The following is a 20,732-nucleotide window of genomic DNA, read 5'->3' as shown; positions in this document are numbered from 1 at the left end:
TTATCACTCAGGAATTGTATTGGATTCTGCAATTAATTGCCGAAAGCGCTCATCGTTAGCAATATCATCAAAATCTAGGTCGGTTGCTGCTTCTTGTTTGTATCTAGGATTAAGTTCAATTGCTTGTTGCAGGGTTCCTAGAGATAGTTCAACTTGTCTTTGGAGTGCGTAACAGGCTGCTTTGTTGTAATAGGCACTGGCATAATCTGGCTTAATTTCTAATGCTTTGTCAAAACTAGCGATCGCTTCCTCATCGCGTCCGAGTCTTACTAAAGTATAACCGTGTTTATCCCAAATTTTGGGAGAATTTGGTTGGAATTCTAGAGCTTTTTCCAAAGATGGGATTGCTTCTTCATATTGTTCTAATGCTATTAGGGAAAGACCGCGATTCAACCAAGCAACAGTATCATCAGGCTTGATTTGTGTAGCTTTTTCAAATGATGCAAAAGCTTGCTGATGCTGTTGTAAATTCCCAAAAGCAACACCACGATCGCACCAAGCTTGATGATATTCTGGTTGAATCTGAATTGCTCGGTCGTAGGAAGCGATCGCATCTTTGTAGCGTTTCAATCTGGCGAGAGTTAAGCCACGTTTTAACCAAATTACAGGGTCATCAGCTTGGATTTTAACTGCTTGGTTGTAAATGGCGATCGCATCTTCATAACGTTTTTCAGAAAACAGCACATCTCCCTGTTTTACATACTCTTCAGCAGTAAATTCTGGTTGTTGTGGCTGTTCTTGTTTTATTTCTTCAACTTCAGAATTCATATTCTCTGGAATCGATGCTGATGTCATCTCAATCAATTCCCGAAGAAGAATATCTTTTCTTTGTTGGGCATCCAATTGTAACTCAGATAGTTGAGAGACAAACTCTGTTTCTAATTTCTCTAGCTTTTCAAGAATCAGAATCTTTTGTTGTTGGGCATTTAATTGTAATTCTGAAAATTGCGAAGTAAACTCATAACCAGATTTTTCTAAATTCTCAACAATTAACTCTTGAGATTTTTGAGCATCTACTTTTAATTGAAATAATTCAGTAGCAATCTCTGATTGTAAAACTGTTAAGTTGCTAATAATTTTATTTTTTTGCTCTTGAGCTTCTGCTTGTAGTTCAGATAATTGAGATTGAAATTGATTATCTAATTTTTCAAACGTCAAATTTCTTTGCTGTCGAGCATCTATTTCTAACTGAGATAATTGAGAAGCAAATTCTGACTGCAATTTTGTTAAACTTTCAACAATGATATCTTTTTGCTGTTGAGTATCAGATTGCCATCCAGAAAGTTGAGATGTGAATTCAGACCTTGATAGTTCTAAATCAGTAACGGCTGATTCTTGTTGTTGTTTGACGTTCAACTTTAAATTAGACAGTTCTTCGGATAAACTAGATGCTACTTTTGTGATATTTTGCAGTGCTAAATCTCTTTGTTGTTGAGCTGCCAACTCTAAGTTATCTAACTTAGAAGAAAATTTAGACTTTAAAGATTCAATATTTTCTTGAGATTTTTTGATTTCTGCTTCTAATCTATTTAATATTTCTGTTTTAACTAAATTTATATCAGATGCGGCAAAAGATAAATTTTCTCCTTGACTTTTAATTTTTTGTCTCAGGGTAGCAGTTTCCTGTTGTAAGTCATAATTTATTTTGTTCGTTTCTTGAATAATATTTTGTGCATCTTGCTTCACACTTATTAGTTGATTTTGTAATTTTTCTACCCCATCTATTTGTTGCATTGCTCTATCAACAACTTCACGAATGATGGCTCGTCGTAATAGCCAAAGTAAAGCAATAATTGCTAATGGAAATAAACTTAATATAAATAGCCAGATATTGATTAAAATAGTTGTACGGCTAAAAGCTCTCTTTAAATCAGATTGAACTTCCTTTTCGGCTCGTAATCGCGTTAATTCTTCGCGTTCCTGATTTGATAACACCGCAGCAGGAGTTACTGCTGGTTTGGATGGTGGTGCAGATTGTCCACTGGCAATACTAGCAGGTAGTAGTAAAGGTAAAAAGATAATAGCGCTTTTTACAAATAAAGCGAAAATAGCTTGATTTTTGGTCTTCATAACAACCATCTCAATCTCTTGGTCAATTCTTGAAGCGGCGTGCCTCTCTCCAATCTATAACAAAATTAAGTAGTAATCTGGTGAAATATACTAAAGCTTAGGCGTTGAATTCATCCTGTGACAGCTTGTATTTCAGTAAGTACGTCTATTGGAAGAACTAATTTTTTACATTATCTACTTATGACTAAGACTGGAAAAAGATTTTTTCTACAGGTGTAGTGGAGATACTTCTTGAGAATGAGTAGCCATCTTGCCATCGTTAAATTAACATCAGATTAGATAAAACAAGCAGATTACTTTGCCTAAAATTTATTTAACAAAGGCGGTAGAAAATGGGTCGCATAAATCCCTATACACTGCAAATGCAGATTACCCGGATGTTTGAGCAAGGACAATCATTATTTGCTACAACAAAAGTACACGATTGGTTGAAAGAACGCCAACACAATCCATCAGATTATGACATTATTTTCCATCAAAAACCTGCGCCTCCTGGTTCAAAACAAGTGATGGTGGTAGAGATTGAATTACGTCGCAAAGATGGACAACCCGTAGATCCTTGGTTGCAAGAACAAGCGAACCTTCATGCATAATCCAATTTGGTTGCAGGAATTCCAAATAAAAAACTAGATGATTGAATAGTGCGAAGGTTTTGGTGCGTTACGCTGGAGGCTAACGCACCTTATTGAGATTTTTAGAAAAATCAAATCAGATTGGTATAGCAAGTCATATTCATCTAAATTGATGAAAATCACCCAATCAGGTGAGTCAGATGGGTGAAGTCTTATAAAAATAAATATTATATCTTGAGGCTGTAAATAGTTAATCTACACACAAATTTATAGCCTCAAAAATAGGAAGCGGATAATGAATGTAAACCAAATACCTAGAGAATTACCAAATCAAATTTATGCCAATTTAGGTAAAAAACTTTTTGCTGGGATGATAGCTCAACGGAGCAATACTTATGAGAGAGTTGTAAGTGAGCGCAAACGCTCTCTTTTTGCTAATCTTCAAGGTAAAGTATTAGAAATTAGTCCCCGACATGGTTCTAATTTACCCTACTATCCTCAAAATATTGAATTAATTGGAATCGAGCCAAATCTCCAGATGCATTCCTATCTCCAAAAACAAGCAAAAAAACTCGGTTTAAATATTGACCTCCGCATTGGTAATGCTGAATGGCTAGACGTTGAAGATAACAGCATAGATACAGTTGTGACTACTTTAGTTTTATGCTCAGTGCCAAATATCAACTATACATTACAGGCAATTTTAAGAGTACTAAAACCAGGTGGACGCTTATTATTTATTGAACACATCGCCGCACCTCAAAGAAGTTTCTTACGAAAAGTGCAAAATATAATTAGTCCGATTTGGAAAAGATTAGGAGATAATTGTCATCCAAATCGAGAAACTTGGATAGCCTTAGAAAAGGCAGGTTTTAGCAGCGTCAATTATGAGCATTTTGAAGTCGAATTACCGATTGTCAGTCCACATATCATCGGCATAGCAACAAAGTAAACCAACTTTTTGAGATTTTTTATAATACAGTGTATTATGCATTTAAATATTTCATTATTCACTCTGTGTCCGCACAGCGTTGCTTGTAAGAATAGAAGCTGAATTAATGGAAACGAGTAATATACTAATCCTTCTTTATTAAGAATCCCTAAAAATAGATAGGTATGGTTCATAAGCAAAAGTTCGATTACGTTTATTTCCAGTAATTTCTTGCACAAGTTTGATAGTAGATAATTCTTTAACTAAGTTGTTAGCATTAGTATATGATAACTGGGTAATTTCTTGAGCAATTTCTATATTAAAAATTGGTTTGTAATAGAGTTGTTCAAGTAAAGCTATAGCATTTCCTGCTTTACGATTGCCCATTTTATTCATAACTATTTGACGATGTTCTTCTTTTAAATTAACTATTTGACGAGCAACACTAGACGCTTCCTGAGCAACTTCATATACACCTTTTAGAAAAAACTTAACCCAGCTTTCCCAATCTCCATTATCTCTTATAGATTGGAGATAATCATAATATTGCAAACGGCATTTTTTGAAGTAATGAGAGATATACAATAACGGACGTTTTAATATATTTTTTTCACATAGTAAGAAAGTAATTAGCAAGCGTCCTGTTCTTCCGTTGCCATCTTCAAAAGGATGAATTGTCTCAAACTGAGCATGAGCTAATCCAATTTTAATTAAAGCTGGCATTGGAGCGGAGTCATGTAAAAACTTCTCAAAATTGCTCAAAGCTTCTTGCATTTCATGAGGTGGAGGTGGAACATAAGTAGCTTCCTTTAAAGAACATCTTCCCTCACCAATCCAATTTTGGCTACGGCGAAATTCTCCTGGTTCCTTTTCAGAACCTCGTCCTTCTCTCAATAATTCTTTATGAATTTCACGGATTAATCGCAATGATAAAGGGAAATCCTTTAATCTTTTGAGTCCGTGATTAATTGCTGCAATATAGTTGACAACTTCGGTTACATCTTGTGGGTTGTCTGGTTCCACTGTATGAGATTCAAATTCAAGAACATCTATCAAAGAAGCTTGTGTTCCTTCTATCTGACTTGATAACACTGCCTCTTTACGAACATACATAAATACGAACAAGTCAGGATTAGGTAGAGCGTCTGTTGACCCATCTAAACGACCTAACGCTCTATCTGCTTGTGATAAAAGTTCTAACATTTCATCGTCAATATATAATTTAGGTTTAGGCGGCAAAGAATTAGGTATAAAAGCTTTGTATCCAGTAACTTGCTCTACGTATCTACCTGCCCTCTGAGTATCAGCCATATTATCGATTCCATTCACAAGGGACGATTTTTAATCTATATTATCAAATTTTATTATTATCAGTAATAAAAATATTTTTTGGTTATATTGTGATATAATATCCGATTTTTATAACTGCCATAACTAGCAACTAACTGCATTTGTTTTGCATTAGTAATTTCTATTTACCTAGCTAGCAACTTACATTTTTAGATTTGACACATTTTCTGCAACCTATATTCCATACCAACATTACCTTGTAAGCCACCTGTATGTACCAGCAGCAAACTTTTGCCTTTAGCAAAAAATCCCTGCTGTAATAAATCCATCACTCCATAAAACATTTTTGCAGTATATACGTAATCGAGAGGTACGCCGTGCGCCGAGCTAAATTCCTGACTGAATCGTAGTAACTGCTGATTCACCTTTGCATAGCCGCCGAAATGATAATCACACATTAATTCCCAAGCTGCGGGAGAATTATATGGAGTCCGTAAACTAGAAGCGAGGTAATTTGTCAATATATTTTCGATTTCCTGTTTGAGAAAAGCACCTTTCAAAACAGGAAAAGCGATCGCTTTTTGTCCTTGGTGCAACGAAAGCGCAATTCCAGCTAGTGTTGTAGCCGTACCGCAGGCTACGCAAATATAATCAAATGCGTAGGCGTAGCCAGGCGTAGGCATCGCTTGACTAATTATCTCTGTGCAACCACGCACACCGTTTAAATTATTACCGCCTTCAGGAATGATAAATACCTCGCCAAAACGCTGTTGCAGATATTCATTTAGCGCCACTGTGCTGCGTTGTCGATACATCTGGCGCGAGAGGTACACAAGCTCCATACCCTGCTGTAGAGCGAAACTCAGCGTTGGATTGAGCGGTAAATTTTCTTCGCCACGAATAACCCCAATGGTCTGAAAACCCAAAAGATTCCCGGCGGCGGCGGTTGCATAGATGTGGTTAGAATAAGCGCCGCCAAACGTCAGCAGCCTTGTGAAATTTTTCTGCTCAGCTTCCAAAAGATTATATTTCAACTTAAACCACTTATTGCCATTAACCCACGGATGCATCACATCAAGGCGTAGTACAAACAAATCAACGTCAGCCTGACGAGCAATTTCGCTATTGATTTGTTGTACAAAAGGAGGAATAAGTATTAAGGACATCAGGTGAAATAATTCGTAATTCGTAATGACGCTCGTTCCGACGCTCCTCCGTCGCTAACGCTTCGCTATCGCTACCGCTTCGCTAACGTAATTCGTAATTGAATTATATAATATTTATTAATCTGCTCAGTTAGTTAGTAAATTGCTAATAAATTTGGCTAAACCTTTGTCTTGAAAAGCTTTGATGCCTCCGGCAAGCCGCCCTCCGGGTGTCTACGCCGGAAGCCGGCGCTCAAACTTTTCGCTGCGTACCTCTGCGCTTGACTCTGTGTTACTCTGCGTTTAAAAATATTGGTTTTGCACCTCGGCAAACTGGGAATTGCAATAGAATTTAATACAGTTCAGTTAAGGCTAAGATTCTTTGTAGAAGTCAATTTTTAATAAATCGCCTACGCAAAAAAACGAATAAATGTTTAACTGAACTGCATTTTATATAATTAGGAATTACGAGTTAGTAATTAATTGTTTCGGTTGACTGAGACTGCGGAAATAAAGACCACCAACAGTTATCCAGAAAAGCAAATAACCGACAGCTTGAACTAAATACAGTTTTTGAGTATAGCCAAATAAAGTTTTCAATAAAATACCAGGAAACTCACGATCAGGTAAGCTAGTTGATAAATCCCAAACTTGGGGGCCTAAAAGACAAGATGTATTTCCTTGTCCGCAAATGCCCAAAACTTCGGGATTAATTTGGCTAAAAGTGATCGCCGCAGCATCAAGATGGCGTAGGGCAGAAATTACCAACCCAGAGACAATCAGCAGCAAAAACACACCCATCACCTGGAAAAATCGACTCAAATTGATCCGAATGCTCCATTTAAACAGCAGTATCCCGATGAGAAATGCGATCGCTAATCCTCCCATTGCACCTAAAACGGGTGTCAAACCTTCTTGAAACTTAGCGACGATAAACAAAGCTGTTTCTAAACCTTCACGAAACACAGCAATAAAAATTAAGCTAAAAATCGCCCAGCCTGCGCTATCACTTCCGCCCAAGGCACTTTTAACAGAACCTTCAATCTCTGCTTTCAGAAATCGGGCTTGTCGTGTCATCCAAATCAACATCCAACTGAGCATGGCGATCGCAATTAGTCCTAATCCAACTTCAAAAAGTTGCTTAAAAACAGGTGCGTATAGTTGCTCAGATGTCTGTAATCCTTGTATCCCTAAATGAATTAGCAAACCAAATACAAAACTTGCAAAAATCCCGCTAATAACTCCTAAATAAACCCAACGATACAATTTTTGTTGTTGAGCTTGTTGTAAACAGGCAAAAACGATTCCTACAACTAAAGCAGCTTCTACACCTTCTCTTAAGGTAATAAAAAAAGTTGGTAATGCAGCACTCCAATTCATAGTATGTTAATTAGATAATTTCAGTAACAGAAGTTTAGAGGGAGGTTTTGAGTATACTTGCTGAGTTTTCCAACAACCTTTCACAAACTTCTGCTAAAGCTATGCTAACAGTGATCGCAATCAGAGTATTAAGCTGCCGTTGCATTTAGCAAAGCACATCTTTTTGTATTGGCTATTGACTGTTAGCTGTTAACTATAACTCTGGCGTCCTATTTTTTACTGCCCGCTCGCGATACCAACTGGGGAAACGCACCGTCATCAAGATGGCGATCGCAAGCAGGGCAAGGTGCAGCACCGTATAGGCGCTGAGTGGCAGCAACCAACTGGCTAACGCACTCAGCGCAAAGGTAATTCCCCATGTCAAAGTAAGAATCTGATTCACACGAATGAAAATTGGACTATTCCAATGTTCTTGAGCCGTTTGCTCACGAGCATACTGGATCGTAAATGGAATGCCCACTAGCAAGGAGCCAATCGCAATCACCGCTAAGGCTCCGTCGGAAAAAAGTCCGGGATGTTGTGTGACAAATGGGTGCTGCAAGTAAACACCCACGACGAGGATGAAAGCAAAAAAGGCAATCGTACACCAATCTAAAATGAAGCCTTTTCGTAAATTATCACGTCCAAGAATCACCGCCAAAATAAGTGCAATAATTACTCCGTGGAGGATACCCTTTTCCCCTCTATTTGCGAACTCAGAATAAATGATCCAAGGTAAAAATCCTAGAATAACTCTTTTCATGATATTTATCCTTCGTAACACCTGAGCAATTGACCTTCTGCAAACTGATTTCCTCGCTTGTCAAGAATACTTTTATATAGCTTAGTTATAGCGGTTCTGTTACAAAAAGCCGCGAATGTTAAGCTAGACTGATTTTTTGTAAGAGGCTAACCCTCTCCCTGTTTTATCGCTTTGACTCAATCACAGGCTTGTTCTCATACCTTACTTCTCATTTAGCATAATTCTTTGGGTCTACCAAGACAACTTTGCTAGATGTGACTGTAGGATTTTTGCGTGCTATTAAACCACGTCTTTTCGTGCGATTGTAGAAAAATCCTATAATATCCCCTTGATTATTGCTTGATTATTGATGCCATACACAAGCTTTTCCTATTTGTTAAGAACCCATAACTTAATTGAGGAATTTTTAGAGGTAATGCAAGAAATAAAGTTTTAAATCATATTCATAGGAGTGATAAATTTAGTGGCTTAGTTTTTTGGATCGGAAAGCTATTTATTAGGGCTAGTTTGAGTAATGTGTTGAATGCTCAATCAGTCTCTCAAGCATTTTTTCCTAGTTAATTAATAATTTACCAGCTTAGTGCTAAAACACCAATTTAATTGGTAAAAAAATAGACTATTTAGAATTGGGCGATCGCAAAAACTGTTTATTATATTCAGTAAACTTTGTTAGAGTCTTTTACCATGTAAGTTCGCCTATCAAATATAATTACCAAAAAATTTGGCAAACAGTGTGTATATTTGCTATATTAAAAAACAGTAAAAATTCGTGTATTTTCTATCTGTAGCCAGATAAATTTATTGAGCTACTTGTTATTATTTTTATGTAGTTATAAACATTAAAAGATTTAAAAAATGCAAGTTAGCGCTCGTAATGCTCTCAAAGGAACTGTAAAAAGCGTTGTTGTTGGCTCTGTAAACACAGAAGTTACCGTAGAAGTAGCACCAGGAGTAGAGGTGACTGCTATTATTACCAAATCATCGGCAGAAAATTTGAAACTTGCTGAAGGCAAACAAGTACATGCCATCATCAAATCATCAGATGTCATCATCGCTGTTGACTAATTTTTGGGAAATTTCTCAAACAAGGGGCAATATAACTGTCCCTTTTTTAATACAAAATCGAGATACGTTATATTATTAAGTTGGGATAAAAAATAGTATAGTCAAGCTTTTTGTGAGATTGTTTTTTTGTTAAAATAGTAACTTTTTTAAGTTTATTGCATTGATTTTTTTGTGCAGATATAGTAATTTGCTGTGATTTTCCCCATCCGCCAATCCCTTCTTCCCAGTTGGGAAACAAGTTAGCGGTGGGGACTTATACACAAGATATCCCCATCAATATTTATTGCCAGACATAGATGAGAATAAACAAAATAATCCAGATAACATCGACGAAATGCCAAAACAGCGAGGTTGCATTAACACCGAAGTGACCTGAATCGTAGTTGCCAGGGATAAAAGAGCGTACTAAGATAATCAACTGCAACAGAATACCAGTTAAAACATGCAGACCGTGGAAACCTGTAAGTAAATAGAACGTCCCACCAAATACCCCTGAGGTAAACCCAAAGGCGAGGCTATTCCATTCAATTGCTTGTCCAACCAAAAAGTAAGTTCCCATCGCCATTGTTGCCAAAAGAAATAGGCGAAATTTCACTAAGTCATGGCGTTGAAGGGCGCGTTCTGCTAAGTAAATTACAAAGCTACTGGCAACAAGAATTACTGTGTTGATTGCTGGTTCTTTTACTTCTAGTCCAGAAACACCGACAGGTAGCCAGTTAGGAGTTGTTGTTTTGTAGATAATATATCCTGCAAAAAAACTGAGAAAAATTACGCTCTCAGACAGTAAGAACACAATGAAGCCAAACATTTTATTGCCTTCTTCATCGTGGCTATGTTCTGCGTGTGTCTGGTGTAATTCATGGGAATTGATATAACTGTCCATTGGTGGAGTTTGGTTTTTGAGGGGTGAATTTAAAACGAAAAGGGGAGGCAGGGGGTTGCAAAGAGAAGTCTGAGCGGAGGCTTCCTGCGATCAGAACTTCGGGGGGTTCCCACGTCACTTCCTTCAAGCCGGGGAACCCGGACAACGGAGTGGCTCCCCGTTGTAGCGACTGTCGTCACGCGAAGGGAAGCGCAGAGGTATGCCGAGGGCCTCTGCGTCTTCCCTGAGGTTATTCTGGGAGGTTTGCTGTTAAGGGTTCTGATTTGCCGTAGCCGTAAGGTTCAGAGATGATGATGGGAATTTCTTCAAAGTTTTCTACTGGGGGCGGTGAAGATACTAACCACTCTAGTCCAATTGCCCGCCAAGGGTTATCAGGTGCTTTTTCACCTTGCATCCAAGAAATCACCATGTTGAAAATGAAAGGCAAGGTGGACATTCCCAACAGAAATCCGCCGATGCTAGCGATGATATTCCAGAATGCATACTCTGGGGCGTAGGAGGCAACTCGGCGCAGCATTCCTTGCAGTCCTAAAGGGTGCATGGGTAAAAAGTTGAGGTTGGTGCCGATGAAGGCTAACCAGAAGTGCAATTTACCCCAGCCTTCGGAGTACATCCGCCCAGTCATTTTGGGGAACCAGTGGTAAATACCAGCATACAAGCCCATCGTTACGGTGCCATAGAGGACGTAGTGGAAGTGTCCCACTACAAAGTAGGTATTGTTAACGTGGACATCGACCGGCACAGAGGAAAGCATAATGCCTGTAATGCCAGCGAAAACAAACATAACTAATGCACCTAGAGCGAACAACATGGGTGTATGCAGTCGTAGTTTACCTCCCCAGATGGTCGCTACCCAAGCAAATACCTTAATTCCAGTAGGTACAGATACACACATTGTTGTCAGCATGAAAATCAACCGCATCCAGCCTGGTGTACCGCTGACGTACATGTGGTGTACCCAAACGATGCCGCTGACTACTGCAATCAAGATTGATGAAACAGCGACTACCTTATAGCCAAACAGAGGTTTACGAGAATAAACTGGGAAGATTTCCGAGAAAATCGCAAATACAGGCAGAACAATCACGTAAACGGCTGGGTGGGAGTAGAACCAGAAGTAATGTTGGAACATTACTGGATTACCTCCCCTACTAGGATCGAAAAAGCTAGTACCAGCTGTGAGGTCGAGCAGTAGCATTACTGCACCTGCTGTTAGTGCAGGTAGTCCAAATAGTTGGATAATCTGGGCGCTGAATACTCCCCAGACAAACAAGGGCATCCGAAAAAAGGTCATCCCTGGCGCACGCATTTTCACAATTGTGGTGACAAAGTTAACTGCCCCCATAATTGAGGACACGCCAGATATTGCGACTGCTAACAGCCAGAGAACTTGCCCGTTAATTAAGTTACCGGTGGGATTCTGGAGACTCACCGGAGGGTAAGCCCACCAGCCTGCTTGGGCTGGGCCGCCAGGAACAAAGAAACTACTCATCAACAGAATACCCACTACCGGCACCATCCAAAAGGCAACGGCGTTGAGGCGGGGAAATGCCATATCTCGCGCCCCAATCATCAATGGCACTAGATAGTTAGCAAAACCAACCAGTGAGGGGAATGTCCACAAAAACAGCATTATGGTGCCGTGCATGGTAAACATGCCATTGTATACTGTGCGATCAACTAAATCTGATTCGGGTGTAATCAGTTCTCCCCGAATCACCATTGCAAAGATACCGGCGACAAGAAAGAAGAAGAATGAGGTTACAAGATATTGGATACCAATAACTTTATGGTCAGTGCTAAAGCTAAAGTATCGCTTCCAATCGCCATTTGATTCATGGTGAGAGTTCTCACTGGCGATACTGATGCCGTCAATAGGAACATTAGTCATGAGTTACTTTCGTGTTAATAAATACACAGAATAGGGAGATGGGGACAAAGTGGTTGTTTAATTTTTTCAACCAGGAGAATTGACCAGAGTTGGTGCAGCAGGGGCAATTGTAGTCCAACCAGTTTGAACTGATTGATTGGATGTTTGAGCATACTCAGAAGCTGCTTGATTTTTGGCTGGGGATGGCTTTTGAGTTGCCGCTTGGGACAGCCATTGGTGGTAATCTTCAGGAGATTCGACAACCACATTTGCCTGCATGGTTGCAAAATATGTACCGCTATATTGGGAATCGGTCAATCGATATTGACCGGGACGGATGGGAGTAAATTCAAAGTCAATAGTATGGTTGGGAATAATATCCTGTTTGAGGCGAAATGCAGGTATATAAAAGCCGTGGAGAACATCTTGTGAGTTTAGCGCTAAACGTACGCGGCGATCGCTCGGCAAATGCAATTCACTACTAGTGACATCTGTTTCTGGATAATGAAATACCCACGCCCATTGTTTAGCTAGGACATCGATTTTCTCGACGGGTTCAGTTAAAGCCTTGGCAGGTGCGTCTTTTGCTGCTGCATAAGCTGATTCCATTCCCAACGGATTATGCAGGTGAACTAGTTGGGCTGGGCCTTGAATTCCCATTTGCTCATAGACTTGGTAGCTGTAACCTGCAATCCAAAACACTAATAGAATTGGGATTGCCGTCCAGACAACTTCCAAGGTGATATTACCTTCAATTGGAGGGCCATCGGTAAAGTCATCCTTAACTGCCCGATGGAAAATCACAGAATACATTAGAGTACTCGTTACTCCCAAGAAGATAAAGGCACCAAGGGTTACTAAAAAACTAATCAAATCATCAATTAGTCGGGATTCAACTGCTGCTTGTGGGGGAAGCCAAGAATAAGCCTGTTTACCTATCCACAGACTAGTCGCACTTACTGCGATCGCACCTGTAAACAGCGTCAAAATATTTAAAATCTTCTGGATTTTCATAGTCGTTGGTCAGTGGTCATTGGTCAGTGGTCATTGGTCAGTGGTCATTGGTCAGTGGTCAGTGGTCATTAGTCATTAGTCATTAGACAAATGGCTAATGACGAAGGACAAATGACTTATTTAAGTGTTGTGTTGAGGTCTTGGCCTAGTCGTAACAACCTATCTGCGGTATTGTGTATGCCAAACTCAGTAGCCATTTGCGCTCCCAGTGTGCCGTGGACGTACATCACTAATATGACTGCTACGCCTGCGAACAGATAACTCCATTGCACTTGTCTATCTGTCTGTCTATATTCTTGTTTGCTCCAAATGAAGCGCTGCCATCCTCTCCAGACGGTCATGATAACCATCATTGCTAACAAGAACACACCACCTAAACCATGCCAAAGCATCGTTTCCATTGCCTGCAATCCCCAGGCACTTTTCACATCTGCTGGTGGTGCTGCTAACAGCATTTCGTAAAAACCTGCTCCTACTGTGAAAAATGTAATGATGCTGGATGCAAACATGTTGTACCAGCCAACATCAAAGAAGTTGTCGCGTTCCACAGTAATTGCTAAATATTTGAAGACCCATTTTTGAAAGGGGAAGAAAACACCAACGATATCAAAGATGATGCCAATGATGAATAAACCCAGAGTCAGATGGACTAAGTTAGGATGAATGGGAATTGTATAAGGTAGTCCGTTTGCACCTAATTGTGCTTTTAATTGGTCAATCAGTTCTGAGTTCATGGCAATAAACCATCCTTTACTGCTTCTACAACTGGTACTGTATGCAGTCCATATACCCAAACAAGTTGGTCTCCGAGATATACCTGCAAGCCAACTATCAAGATTAAAATTAGTCCGGCTCCTAGATAGTAAATCGGTACTTTTTGGGGGTTTCGGGTACGAATTACATAGCGCCAAGCTGTAATTCCAGCGATAATTCCCGAAAGCGACCAACCAATCAATGTATGCAAATTCAGCACCGATTTGGCTAGGCTGTAAGGGTGTGCTAAACCAGCTTCAAACTGACCAAAAATGATGGCGATGAAGATGGCAAGAGTGGCAACAGACATATTCCACCAACTCACCTCAAAAAGCCGAGTTTTACCAGTAAAGTAGCCAATTACATCGCAGAAAAAGGAAAATAATACCATCGCAATTACAAAATGGACAAAGATAGGATGAATCGTATCTGGATACGGCAAATTGTGGTCATTTAAAGATGTAAAATTCTCAAGCATTGTATTCTCCTGGATATATATACCGCACTAAATCAAACTTCAAAGTTTTATGGATACTCACTAATCTCACCAAAAGCATCCATTCAAAAATTACGGAAATCTGTTCAACGGTTATTAGCCATCAGTTATATAGGAAAAGTCTAATAACTGTTTACTAATTTAATATTTGCGCGGTGCAATATCCTCGATTGTGTCTTAGCCTTTTGGAGTCAATTTTAGTGAAATTGCCTCGAAAAAATAATGGTTCTTCCGATTCCTTTCCTCATGCTGATAGTCTACAACAGCAATTTTTGATGGAGCTAAACATAATTGCTGTTATTCATTGATTTACTTAACCTATCTTTTAGCTTAAGTAAATTTTTATGAATTGTCAAAAAATAAAATATTAAAATTTTAAGGTTAGTTAGTTAGCAAAATTAAATATTTCTTACTGTATTTAATTTTGCATAATTAAAATATTATTAAAACTAAAAATAATAATTTGATGTCAAGTATTTCACATTTCAAAAATATTTATTTGTAAAGAAAATAACAAAAATATATAATCTTCAGTAGTTTGGGGAAAAGTAGGGATTAGGGAATGAGGAATGGGGAAAATGAGGGAGATAAGAGAGATGGGCAATGGGGAGAGATTTTCACCCCACCACCCTACTCCTCCCACACTCGCTGTTTGCCCCATACCCCATGCCCAATGACGACATTCAGTGGGTATGAGGGCTAAATTAATGTCATTTCAAATTGTAGTAATTGGTACTTCGTTAGGTGGATTATCAGCACTAAAAATTATCTTAGAAAAATTACCAAAAGATTTTTCAGTACCGATCGCGATCGTGCAACACCGTCACAAAGAGTCGAACAATGTACTCCAGCAATTATTACAAGAATCAATTTTCTTGCCAATTAGAGAAGTAGAAGACAAAGACGAAATACTACCAAGACATGTCTACCTAGCTCCACCAGATTATCACTTACTCGTTGAACCAGGTTACTTTGCCCTTTCAATTGATGAGCCTGTTTCCTATGCCCGACCATCAATCGATGTGTTGTTTGAGTCAGCAGCCGATATCTATGGCGAGCAAGTTATTGGTATAATATTGACAGGAGCAAACCACGATGGTATGCAAGGATTAAAAAAGATAAAAGCGCGGGGAGGAACCACTATAGTACAAAAACCCGCTACGGCTGAGAGCTGTATTATGCCAGAGGCAGCAATTTCTGCTGTTGCAGTAGACTGGATTTTGACACTCTCAGACATTGCTGACCAAATGGTCAAGCTTTGTTACTAATCACGGAAATTAACCCATGCAGATGGAACCCAAAGTAAACATCCTCCTAGTAGATGATAAGCTGGAAAATTTACTTGCACTAGAGGCAATCCTAGAAAAACTGGGTGAGAATCTGGTTAGAGCTACTTCTGGGGAAGAAGCTTTAAGGTGTCTGCTGCATCAGGACTTTGCAGTGATTTTGTTGGATGTGCAAATGCCAGGAATGGATGGCTTTGAAACTGCTACTTTAATTCGTAATCGTGGGCGATCGCGTCATACGCCAATCATCTTTCTTACCGCCTTCAGCACCAGTGACCAAATGCTATTTAAAGGCTATGCCTTGGGTGCAGTAGATTATTTGCTCAAACCAATAGATCCCAATATCCTAACTTCTAAAGTCACAGTATTCGTAGAACTATTTAAAAAAACAGAAGCCGTCAAGCGACAAGCAGCGCAACTAGTAGCAGTTAATGCCGAACTGCGGCAAAGTGAAGAAAGATTTCGTTCTCTAAGTACCTGCTCACCAGTTGGCATTTTTGAAATTGATACAGAAGGGCGCTGTAGGTATACTAATCCGCGTTATCAGACAATTTGTGGCATGAAAGCGGCAGAAAGTTTAGAAAACAGATGGCTGGAATCTGTTCATCCTGAGGATAAAGAACGAGCAGTTACTAGTTGGTCTATTTATATTAATCAAGGTCGCGACTACTCCCAAGAATTTCGCTTTCAAACTGCTCATGGCAATGTTCGTTGGGTTCAGGTACGCTCATCACCGATGCTTTCCGGTCAAGGGGAATTACTGGGGTATGTAGGCACTTTGGAAGATATTACTGAACGCAAGCAAGCAGAAGAAGTCCGCGCTCAAGTAATTCGAGAACAAACAGCAAGACAGGAAGCAGAAGCAGCAAATCGCATGAAAGATGAATTTCTCGCTGTTCTCTCCCACGAACTCCGCACACCCCTAACTTCGATGCTTGGCTGGTCAAAAATCCTGCGTTCTAAGAAGCTTGATGATAAAGCCACTTCCCGCGCCTTGGAGGCGATCGAACGCAACGCTACATCTCAAATGCAATTAATTGAGGACATCTTGGATGTATCGCGGATTATCCGCGGTCAGTTGCGATTAAATATATGTGCAGTAAATCTAATCTCAGTGATGGAGGCAGCCTTAGAAGCAGTGCGTCCCTTGGCAGAAGCCAAAGAAATTCAGTTACAGACTGCTTTGGATACTTCAATAGGGTCAGTGTACGGAGATTCAGCCCGTTTACAGCAAGTTGTTTGGAATCTACTAACCAACGCCATTAAGTTTACACCCAAAGGTGGTAGGGTAGAAGTCAGCCTGTCTACCTATTTTGGATTTTCAATTGAGGATTTGGGAACGAAATCTGAGAGCAAAAATTTTAACTCTTCAAACATTGACGAAAATATTAATCCCGAATCCGAAATTGCAAATCTCAAATTTCAATACGCCCAAATTCAAGTCATTGATACTGGCATTGGCATCAGTGCAGAGTTTTTACCGAAAGTATTTGAGCGTTTTCGGCAAGCAGACAGCACCACAACCCGATCGCACAATGGACTAGGACTAGGACTAGCAATTGTCCGTCATTTAGTAGAACTACACAAAGGTACCATCTGTGCCGAAAGTCCAGGCACAGAACAAGGGGCAACCTTTACTGTAAGACTGCCATTGCTACAAGATAATATTAATAACATAGCAACTACAGAAGTAACAGCAGAAATTTCCTCCCCTGGAGTTTCTACTCCTCTTGCTGGATTAAAGGTTTTAGTTGTCGATGATGAAGCAGATACCCGTAACTTTCTCAGTTTTATGTTTGAGGATTATGGAGCAGTTACCACTGCTGTGGCCTCAGTGGATGAAGCACTAGCAGTAGTGGAACAAGCAAAACCAGATATTTTGATTAGTGACATCGGCATGTCAGAGCAAGATGGCTACACGCTAATTCGTAAACTGCGTTCATTAGAACCAGAAAAAGGCGGAGGCATTCCGGCGATCGCTTTAACTGCATACACTAGAGAAGAAGACCGCTTACAAGCACTTGCAGCAGGATTTCAACAGTACCTATCTAAACCAATTGACCCTACTAAATTAATTGGTGTGGTTGTTAATATCTTAAAACTACCTCTGGAAGTATCACTCAGGTAGTGCCGAAGGTGGGCCCCCTCTGGGGATAAGGGGTAATGGGGAGATAAGGAGATGGAGGAGTGTGAGGAAATTATAAAAAAGCTTCCCACTCGTGGCCATGCCCTGAGCGTACCCTTGCTCTTAAGCAAGCTAGCAAGAGCGTCTTTGTTAGGAGAAGTCGAAGGGATGCCCAATCAAGAAAGGGCATGTTTTTTGAGTTCGTCTAAGGAAACTACTTCCAAAGCTCTAGGGTGGGTTGCACAAAGAATTACTGGAGGAGCAACCCCAGCATCAAGAGCTTCTTGCCAGCGAGAAGCACACAAACACCAGCGATCGCCAGGTTTGAGTCCGGGAAAATTATATTCTGGAACCGGAGTACTCAGGTCATTCCCGCGTGATTTGGTAAACTCAAGGAATTCTGATGTTAGTTCGGCACAGATAACGTGCGACCCAAAATCTTGACCACCTGTACGACAAAAGCCGTCGCGGTAGAACCCAGTCATTGGAGAAGTACAGCAAGCTTCTAGGTTTCCACCGATTACGTTTGAATTCATTGCTTGAGTTGCAGAAGTATTATCTTAATTGTAACAAGCTCAACTAATTTGTGAGGAATAATTCACCAATTTAAAACTCAGGATTCGAATAATATTTACCAATTCTAAATGAGAAATTCTGACTCTAGGTTGATGATATCTATTACATAATTAGCCTGACTTGAAATCGCTACTGGTTTGGCGATCGTAAACTTGCTAACGCTGAATGCAAATACTTTCCCCATTCCGCTGCCAAAGGGATTTCTGTAAACGGAACCCTAACTGAGTCAGCTGATTGGAAAAAGATAAATTCTAACTCTATAGAACGACCTTTGTCAGGTATACTATCAATATTTACTGATTTTCCATCTATCAAAAGAGATATTTCATTAACATCAATTAAAGAAAATGTTTCAAGTTTAATTGGGCCTTGAGGTGTGGGTTTACCCCAAGTTATAGAGTTGCCTTTTTGACCCAATACTGAATAAATATCGTACTTAGCCCGTTCAAATTGCTCAGCCCAGACACGATAGGCTTCAACTTTTTGATACTCCTTTGAGCCTTGCCAAGCTAGCCAGAAAAACATTGCTAACAGGGGTAACCACAAAAGACCATGTTCCATCGTTTCAACTGTCCTGAGTAATAAAGTGAAGGTAAACTAAAGTGCCAAATCCACCAATAAGGGACATAGATAAGTTATGGTAGTGAGCAAACTGGCAAAAAGCGGTGATGAGTTAATATGAGAAAACTTATATTATTGTGCTTGTTTGTCATTGGGTTGGGAGCTGCCGTATTTGGTTTCCTGAATTTCCAGGGATTGGCAGCTAAAGGCGAGTTTGAGACAATTTTGCTTGATTTTCGGGAAGATATTCCCTCAGTTGTGGTGCAACAGAATCTCCAAGCGCTCGCCAAACAATATAACGTTACACCCCAATTAGACAACAAGTTTTCGGCGAAGGATAATGTGTATATTATCAAGGGCGATCGCCAGCGACTCCAAGAACTGAAAAAATCTCAGTTTGCCCAAACTACAGAATTTATAGAGCCAAATTATATCTACAGAAAGATTCCACAACCAGGTCAACCCGCTTGGCTAGGAGAATTTTTGCGACCCGAAGAAAATGATGAGGTCAGTGTTTCATTAACTGGCCCCAATGACCAATATTACAGCAAGCAGTGGAACTTGCACAAAATCGGGATTGAAGGCGCATGGAGTCAAACCAAAGGCAGCGGCATCACTGTTGCAGTAATTGACACCGGGATTACTAAGGTGCGCGACTTGTATGAAACCAAATTCGTCAAAGGCTATGATTTTGTTAACGACCGAGAACAAGCTGATGACGATAACGGTCATGGTACTCACGTTGCTGGAACCATTGCTCAAGCTACAAATAATAAATATGGTGTAGCTGGGATTGCTTATGAAGCCAGTCTGATGCCGCTAAAGGTACTGAATTCATACGGTGGCGGTACTGTTGCCGATATTGCCGAAGCGATTAAATTTGCAGCTGAGAAAGGCGCAGATGTGATTAATATGAGCTTGGGTGGTGGTGGTGAAAGTAAATTGATGAAAGATGCGATCGACTATGCCCATAGAAAAGGTGTAGTTATAGTTGCCGCAGCTGGCAATGAAAGCACCAATGGGGCAAGCTATCCAGCCCGCTATCCTCATGTCATTGGCGTTTCCGCAATTGGGCCTGACGGCGAAAAAGCACCCTATTCTAACTTTGGTGCAGGGGTAGATATCTCTGCTCCTGGTGGTAGTGAAGCTGGTAAGATTCTGCAAGAAACTATCGATGAAAATGGCCAAGGCGTATTTCTTGGCTTCCAAGGTACAAGTATGGCTTCTCCCCACATTGCTGGTGTTGCGGCATTAATCAAAGCTACTGGTATTAAAGAACCAGATGAAGTTTTAAAAGTCCTCAAACAGTCAGCACGAGTTATCCAAGATGATGGTTTGAATTATTATGGCGCTGGACAACTCAATGCAGAAGCAGCAGTCAAACTGGCTGTTGAAGGGCAAATCAGTTTTCAAGATTTCTTCCGGTGGTTACGGGATAGCGGCTATTTAAATCCCGGCTTTTGGATTGATGGCGGTGCAATAGCACTGTTACCTAAGATTTTAATGGTAGTTGGTTCCTACCTGCTGGCTTGGTTTCTACGGGTTTACTTCCCCTTCACTTGGAGTTGGTCTTTATTTAGTGGTTTAATTGCTGGCAGTTCAGGGTTATTCTTCCTTAAAGGAATCTATATCTTTGATCTTCCCCAGTGGCCTTTCAGGGTTTTAGGCAGTTCAATTCCGGAACTCGGTAATACCCTCCAGGGAACTGGTGCATTAAATCCCGTGTTTGCTAGCGTATTGATTCCAATTGTGTTAATGGCATTACTGTTAGGACATCCTAGTTGGAAATGGTTTGCTATTGGTTCAACATTAGGAGTAGCAGCCTGCTTGATGGTAAGTGCTATTTATGACCCGGCAGTTTGGGGATTCGGAAATGTTCACTTAGCACGCCTATTCCTCATCGCCAACGCCATACTTTGTTATGGACTTGCTCGTTTAGCATTGCAAAACGAAGAAAAAACAGCATAAATAGG

18 protein-coding genes are annotated in these 20,732 nt (G+C 40.1%); 6 read left to right on the top strand and 12 right to left on the bottom strand.

What is annotated here, in order from left to right; translation table 11 throughout:
• Positions 1-3 precede the first annotated feature (3 nt).
• Positions 4-2,070, bottom strand: coding sequence for a tetratricopeptide repeat protein (locus FCR06_RS06315; RefSeq protein WP_138497992.1), 2,067 nt, complete (start codon positions 2,068-2,070; stop codon positions 4-6).
• A gap of 332 nt (positions 2,071-2,402) precedes the next feature.
• Between FCR06_RS06315 and FCR06_RS06310 the strand changes: the two genes are divergently transcribed.
• Entirely contained in the window at positions 2,403-2,663 is a 261-nt protein-coding gene (locus tag FCR06_RS06310) for a hypothetical protein (protein ID WP_138497991.1), read from the top strand.
• A gap of 274 nt (positions 2,664-2,937) precedes the next feature.
• Positions 2,938-3,594: a class I SAM-dependent methyltransferase gene (locus FCR06_RS06305; RefSeq protein ID WP_138497990.1), complete on the top strand. Its 657-nt coding sequence runs from the start codon at positions 2,938-2,940 to the stop codon at positions 3,592-3,594.
• 138 nt (positions 3,595-3,732) lie between these two features.
• Here the strand turns inward: FCR06_RS06305 and FCR06_RS06300 are convergent, their stop codons facing one another.
• The 4 genes from FCR06_RS06300 to FCR06_RS06285 form a co-directional block, all read right to left on the bottom strand.
• Complete coding sequence (locus FCR06_RS06300) at positions 3,733-4,884, bottom strand: Fic family protein (RefSeq protein ID WP_138497989.1); 1,152 nt, start codon at positions 4,882-4,884, stop codon at positions 3,733-3,735.
• A gap of 188 nt (positions 4,885-5,072) precedes the next feature.
• Positions 5,073-6,029, bottom strand: coding sequence for a 1-aminocyclopropane-1-carboxylate deaminase/D-cysteine desulfhydrase (locus tag FCR06_RS06295; protein WP_138497988.1), 957 nt, complete (start codon positions 6,027-6,029; stop codon positions 5,073-5,075).
• 444 nt (positions 6,030-6,473) lie between these two features.
• A complete protein-coding gene (locus tag FCR06_RS06290) occupies positions 6,474-7,388 on the bottom strand; it encodes an FTR1 family protein (protein ID WP_138497987.1) in 915 nt (304 codons plus the stop codon).
• Positions 7,389-7,581: 193 nt separating this feature from the next.
• Positions 7,582-8,130 (bottom strand): hypothetical protein, encoded by a 549-nt coding sequence (locus FCR06_RS06285; RefSeq protein ID WP_138497986.1) that lies wholly within the window; start codon positions 8,128-8,130, stop codon positions 7,582-7,584.
• A gap of 855 nt (positions 8,131-8,985) precedes the next feature.
• Here FCR06_RS06285 and FCR06_RS06280 point away from each other — a divergent pair.
• Positions 8,986-9,195 (top strand): molybdopterin-binding protein, encoded by a 210-nt coding sequence (locus tag FCR06_RS06280; protein WP_138497985.1) that lies wholly within the window; start codon positions 8,986-8,988, stop codon positions 9,193-9,195.
• Between the two features lie 280 nt (positions 9,196-9,475).
• On the opposite strand, the gene FCR06_RS06275 is transcribed toward FCR06_RS06280, so the two are convergent.
• The 5 genes from FCR06_RS06275 to FCR06_RS06255 form a co-directional block, all read right to left on the bottom strand.
• On the bottom strand, positions 9,476-10,078 hold the full coding sequence (locus FCR06_RS06275; protein ID WP_138497984.1) for a heme-copper oxidase subunit III: 603 nt from the start codon (positions 10,076-10,078) through the stop codon (positions 9,476-9,478).
• A gap of 229 nt (positions 10,079-10,307) precedes the next feature.
• On the bottom strand, positions 10,308-11,969 hold the full coding sequence (gene ctaD, locus FCR06_RS06270; protein WP_138497983.1) for a cytochrome c oxidase subunit I: 1,662 nt from the start codon (positions 11,967-11,969) through the stop codon (positions 10,308-10,310).
• A gap of 66 nt (positions 11,970-12,035) precedes the next feature.
• Entirely contained in the window at positions 12,036-12,962 is a 927-nt protein-coding gene (locus FCR06_RS06265) for a cytochrome c oxidase subunit II (protein WP_138497982.1), read from the bottom strand.
• A gap of 116 nt (positions 12,963-13,078) precedes the next feature.
• Positions 13,079-13,696 carry a DUF2231 domain-containing protein gene (locus FCR06_RS06260; RefSeq protein WP_138497981.1) on the bottom strand — a complete coding sequence of 206 codons (618 nt, stop codon included), beginning with the start codon at positions 13,694-13,696 and terminating at the stop codon, positions 13,079-13,081.
• A complete protein-coding gene (locus FCR06_RS06255; protein WP_138497980.1) occupies positions 13,693-14,193 on the bottom strand; it encodes a DUF2231 domain-containing protein in 501 nt (166 codons plus the stop codon). Before FCR06_RS06255 ends, FCR06_RS06260 begins: the two co-directional genes overlap by 4 nt.
• Before the next feature lie 725 nt (positions 14,194-14,918).
• Here FCR06_RS06255 and FCR06_RS06250 point away from each other — a divergent pair.
• Positions 14,919-15,479, top strand: coding sequence for a chemotaxis protein CheB (locus tag FCR06_RS06250; RefSeq protein WP_138497979.1), 561 nt, complete (start codon positions 14,919-14,921; stop codon positions 15,477-15,479).
• A 16-nt stretch (positions 15,480-15,495) separates the two neighbouring features.
• On the top strand, positions 15,496-17,625 hold the full coding sequence (locus tag FCR06_RS06245) for a response regulator (RefSeq protein WP_138497978.1): 2,130 nt from the start codon (positions 15,496-15,498) through the stop codon (positions 17,623-17,625).
• 173 nt (positions 17,626-17,798) lie between these two features.
• Here the strand turns inward: FCR06_RS06245 and FCR06_RS06240 are convergent, their stop codons facing one another.
• On the bottom strand, positions 17,799-18,158 hold the full coding sequence (locus FCR06_RS06240; protein WP_138497977.1) for a DUF2237 family protein: 360 nt from the start codon (positions 18,156-18,158) through the stop codon (positions 17,799-17,801).
• Positions 18,159-18,327: 169 nt separating this feature from the next.
• A complete protein-coding gene (locus tag FCR06_RS06235) occupies positions 18,328-18,759 on the bottom strand; it encodes a hypothetical protein (protein ID WP_138497976.1) in 432 nt (143 codons plus the stop codon).
• Positions 18,760-18,876: 117 nt separating this feature from the next.
• Here FCR06_RS06235 and FCR06_RS06230 point away from each other — a divergent pair, with 117 nt between their 5' ends.
• The gene (locus FCR06_RS06230) at positions 18,877-20,727 is read left to right on the top strand and encodes a S8 family peptidase (protein WP_138497975.1); all 1,851 of its coding nucleotides are present in this window, start codon (positions 18,877-18,879) and stop codon (positions 20,725-20,727) included.
• Positions 20,728-20,732 lie beyond the last annotated feature (5 nt).

The sequence above is a fragment of the Nostoc sp. PA-18-2419 genome (assembly GCF_005869855.1).
GTDB lineage: Bacteria > Cyanobacteriota > Cyanobacteriia > Cyanobacteriales > Nostocaceae > Nostoc.
This window is presented reverse-complemented; position numbering and strand designations above follow the sequence as displayed.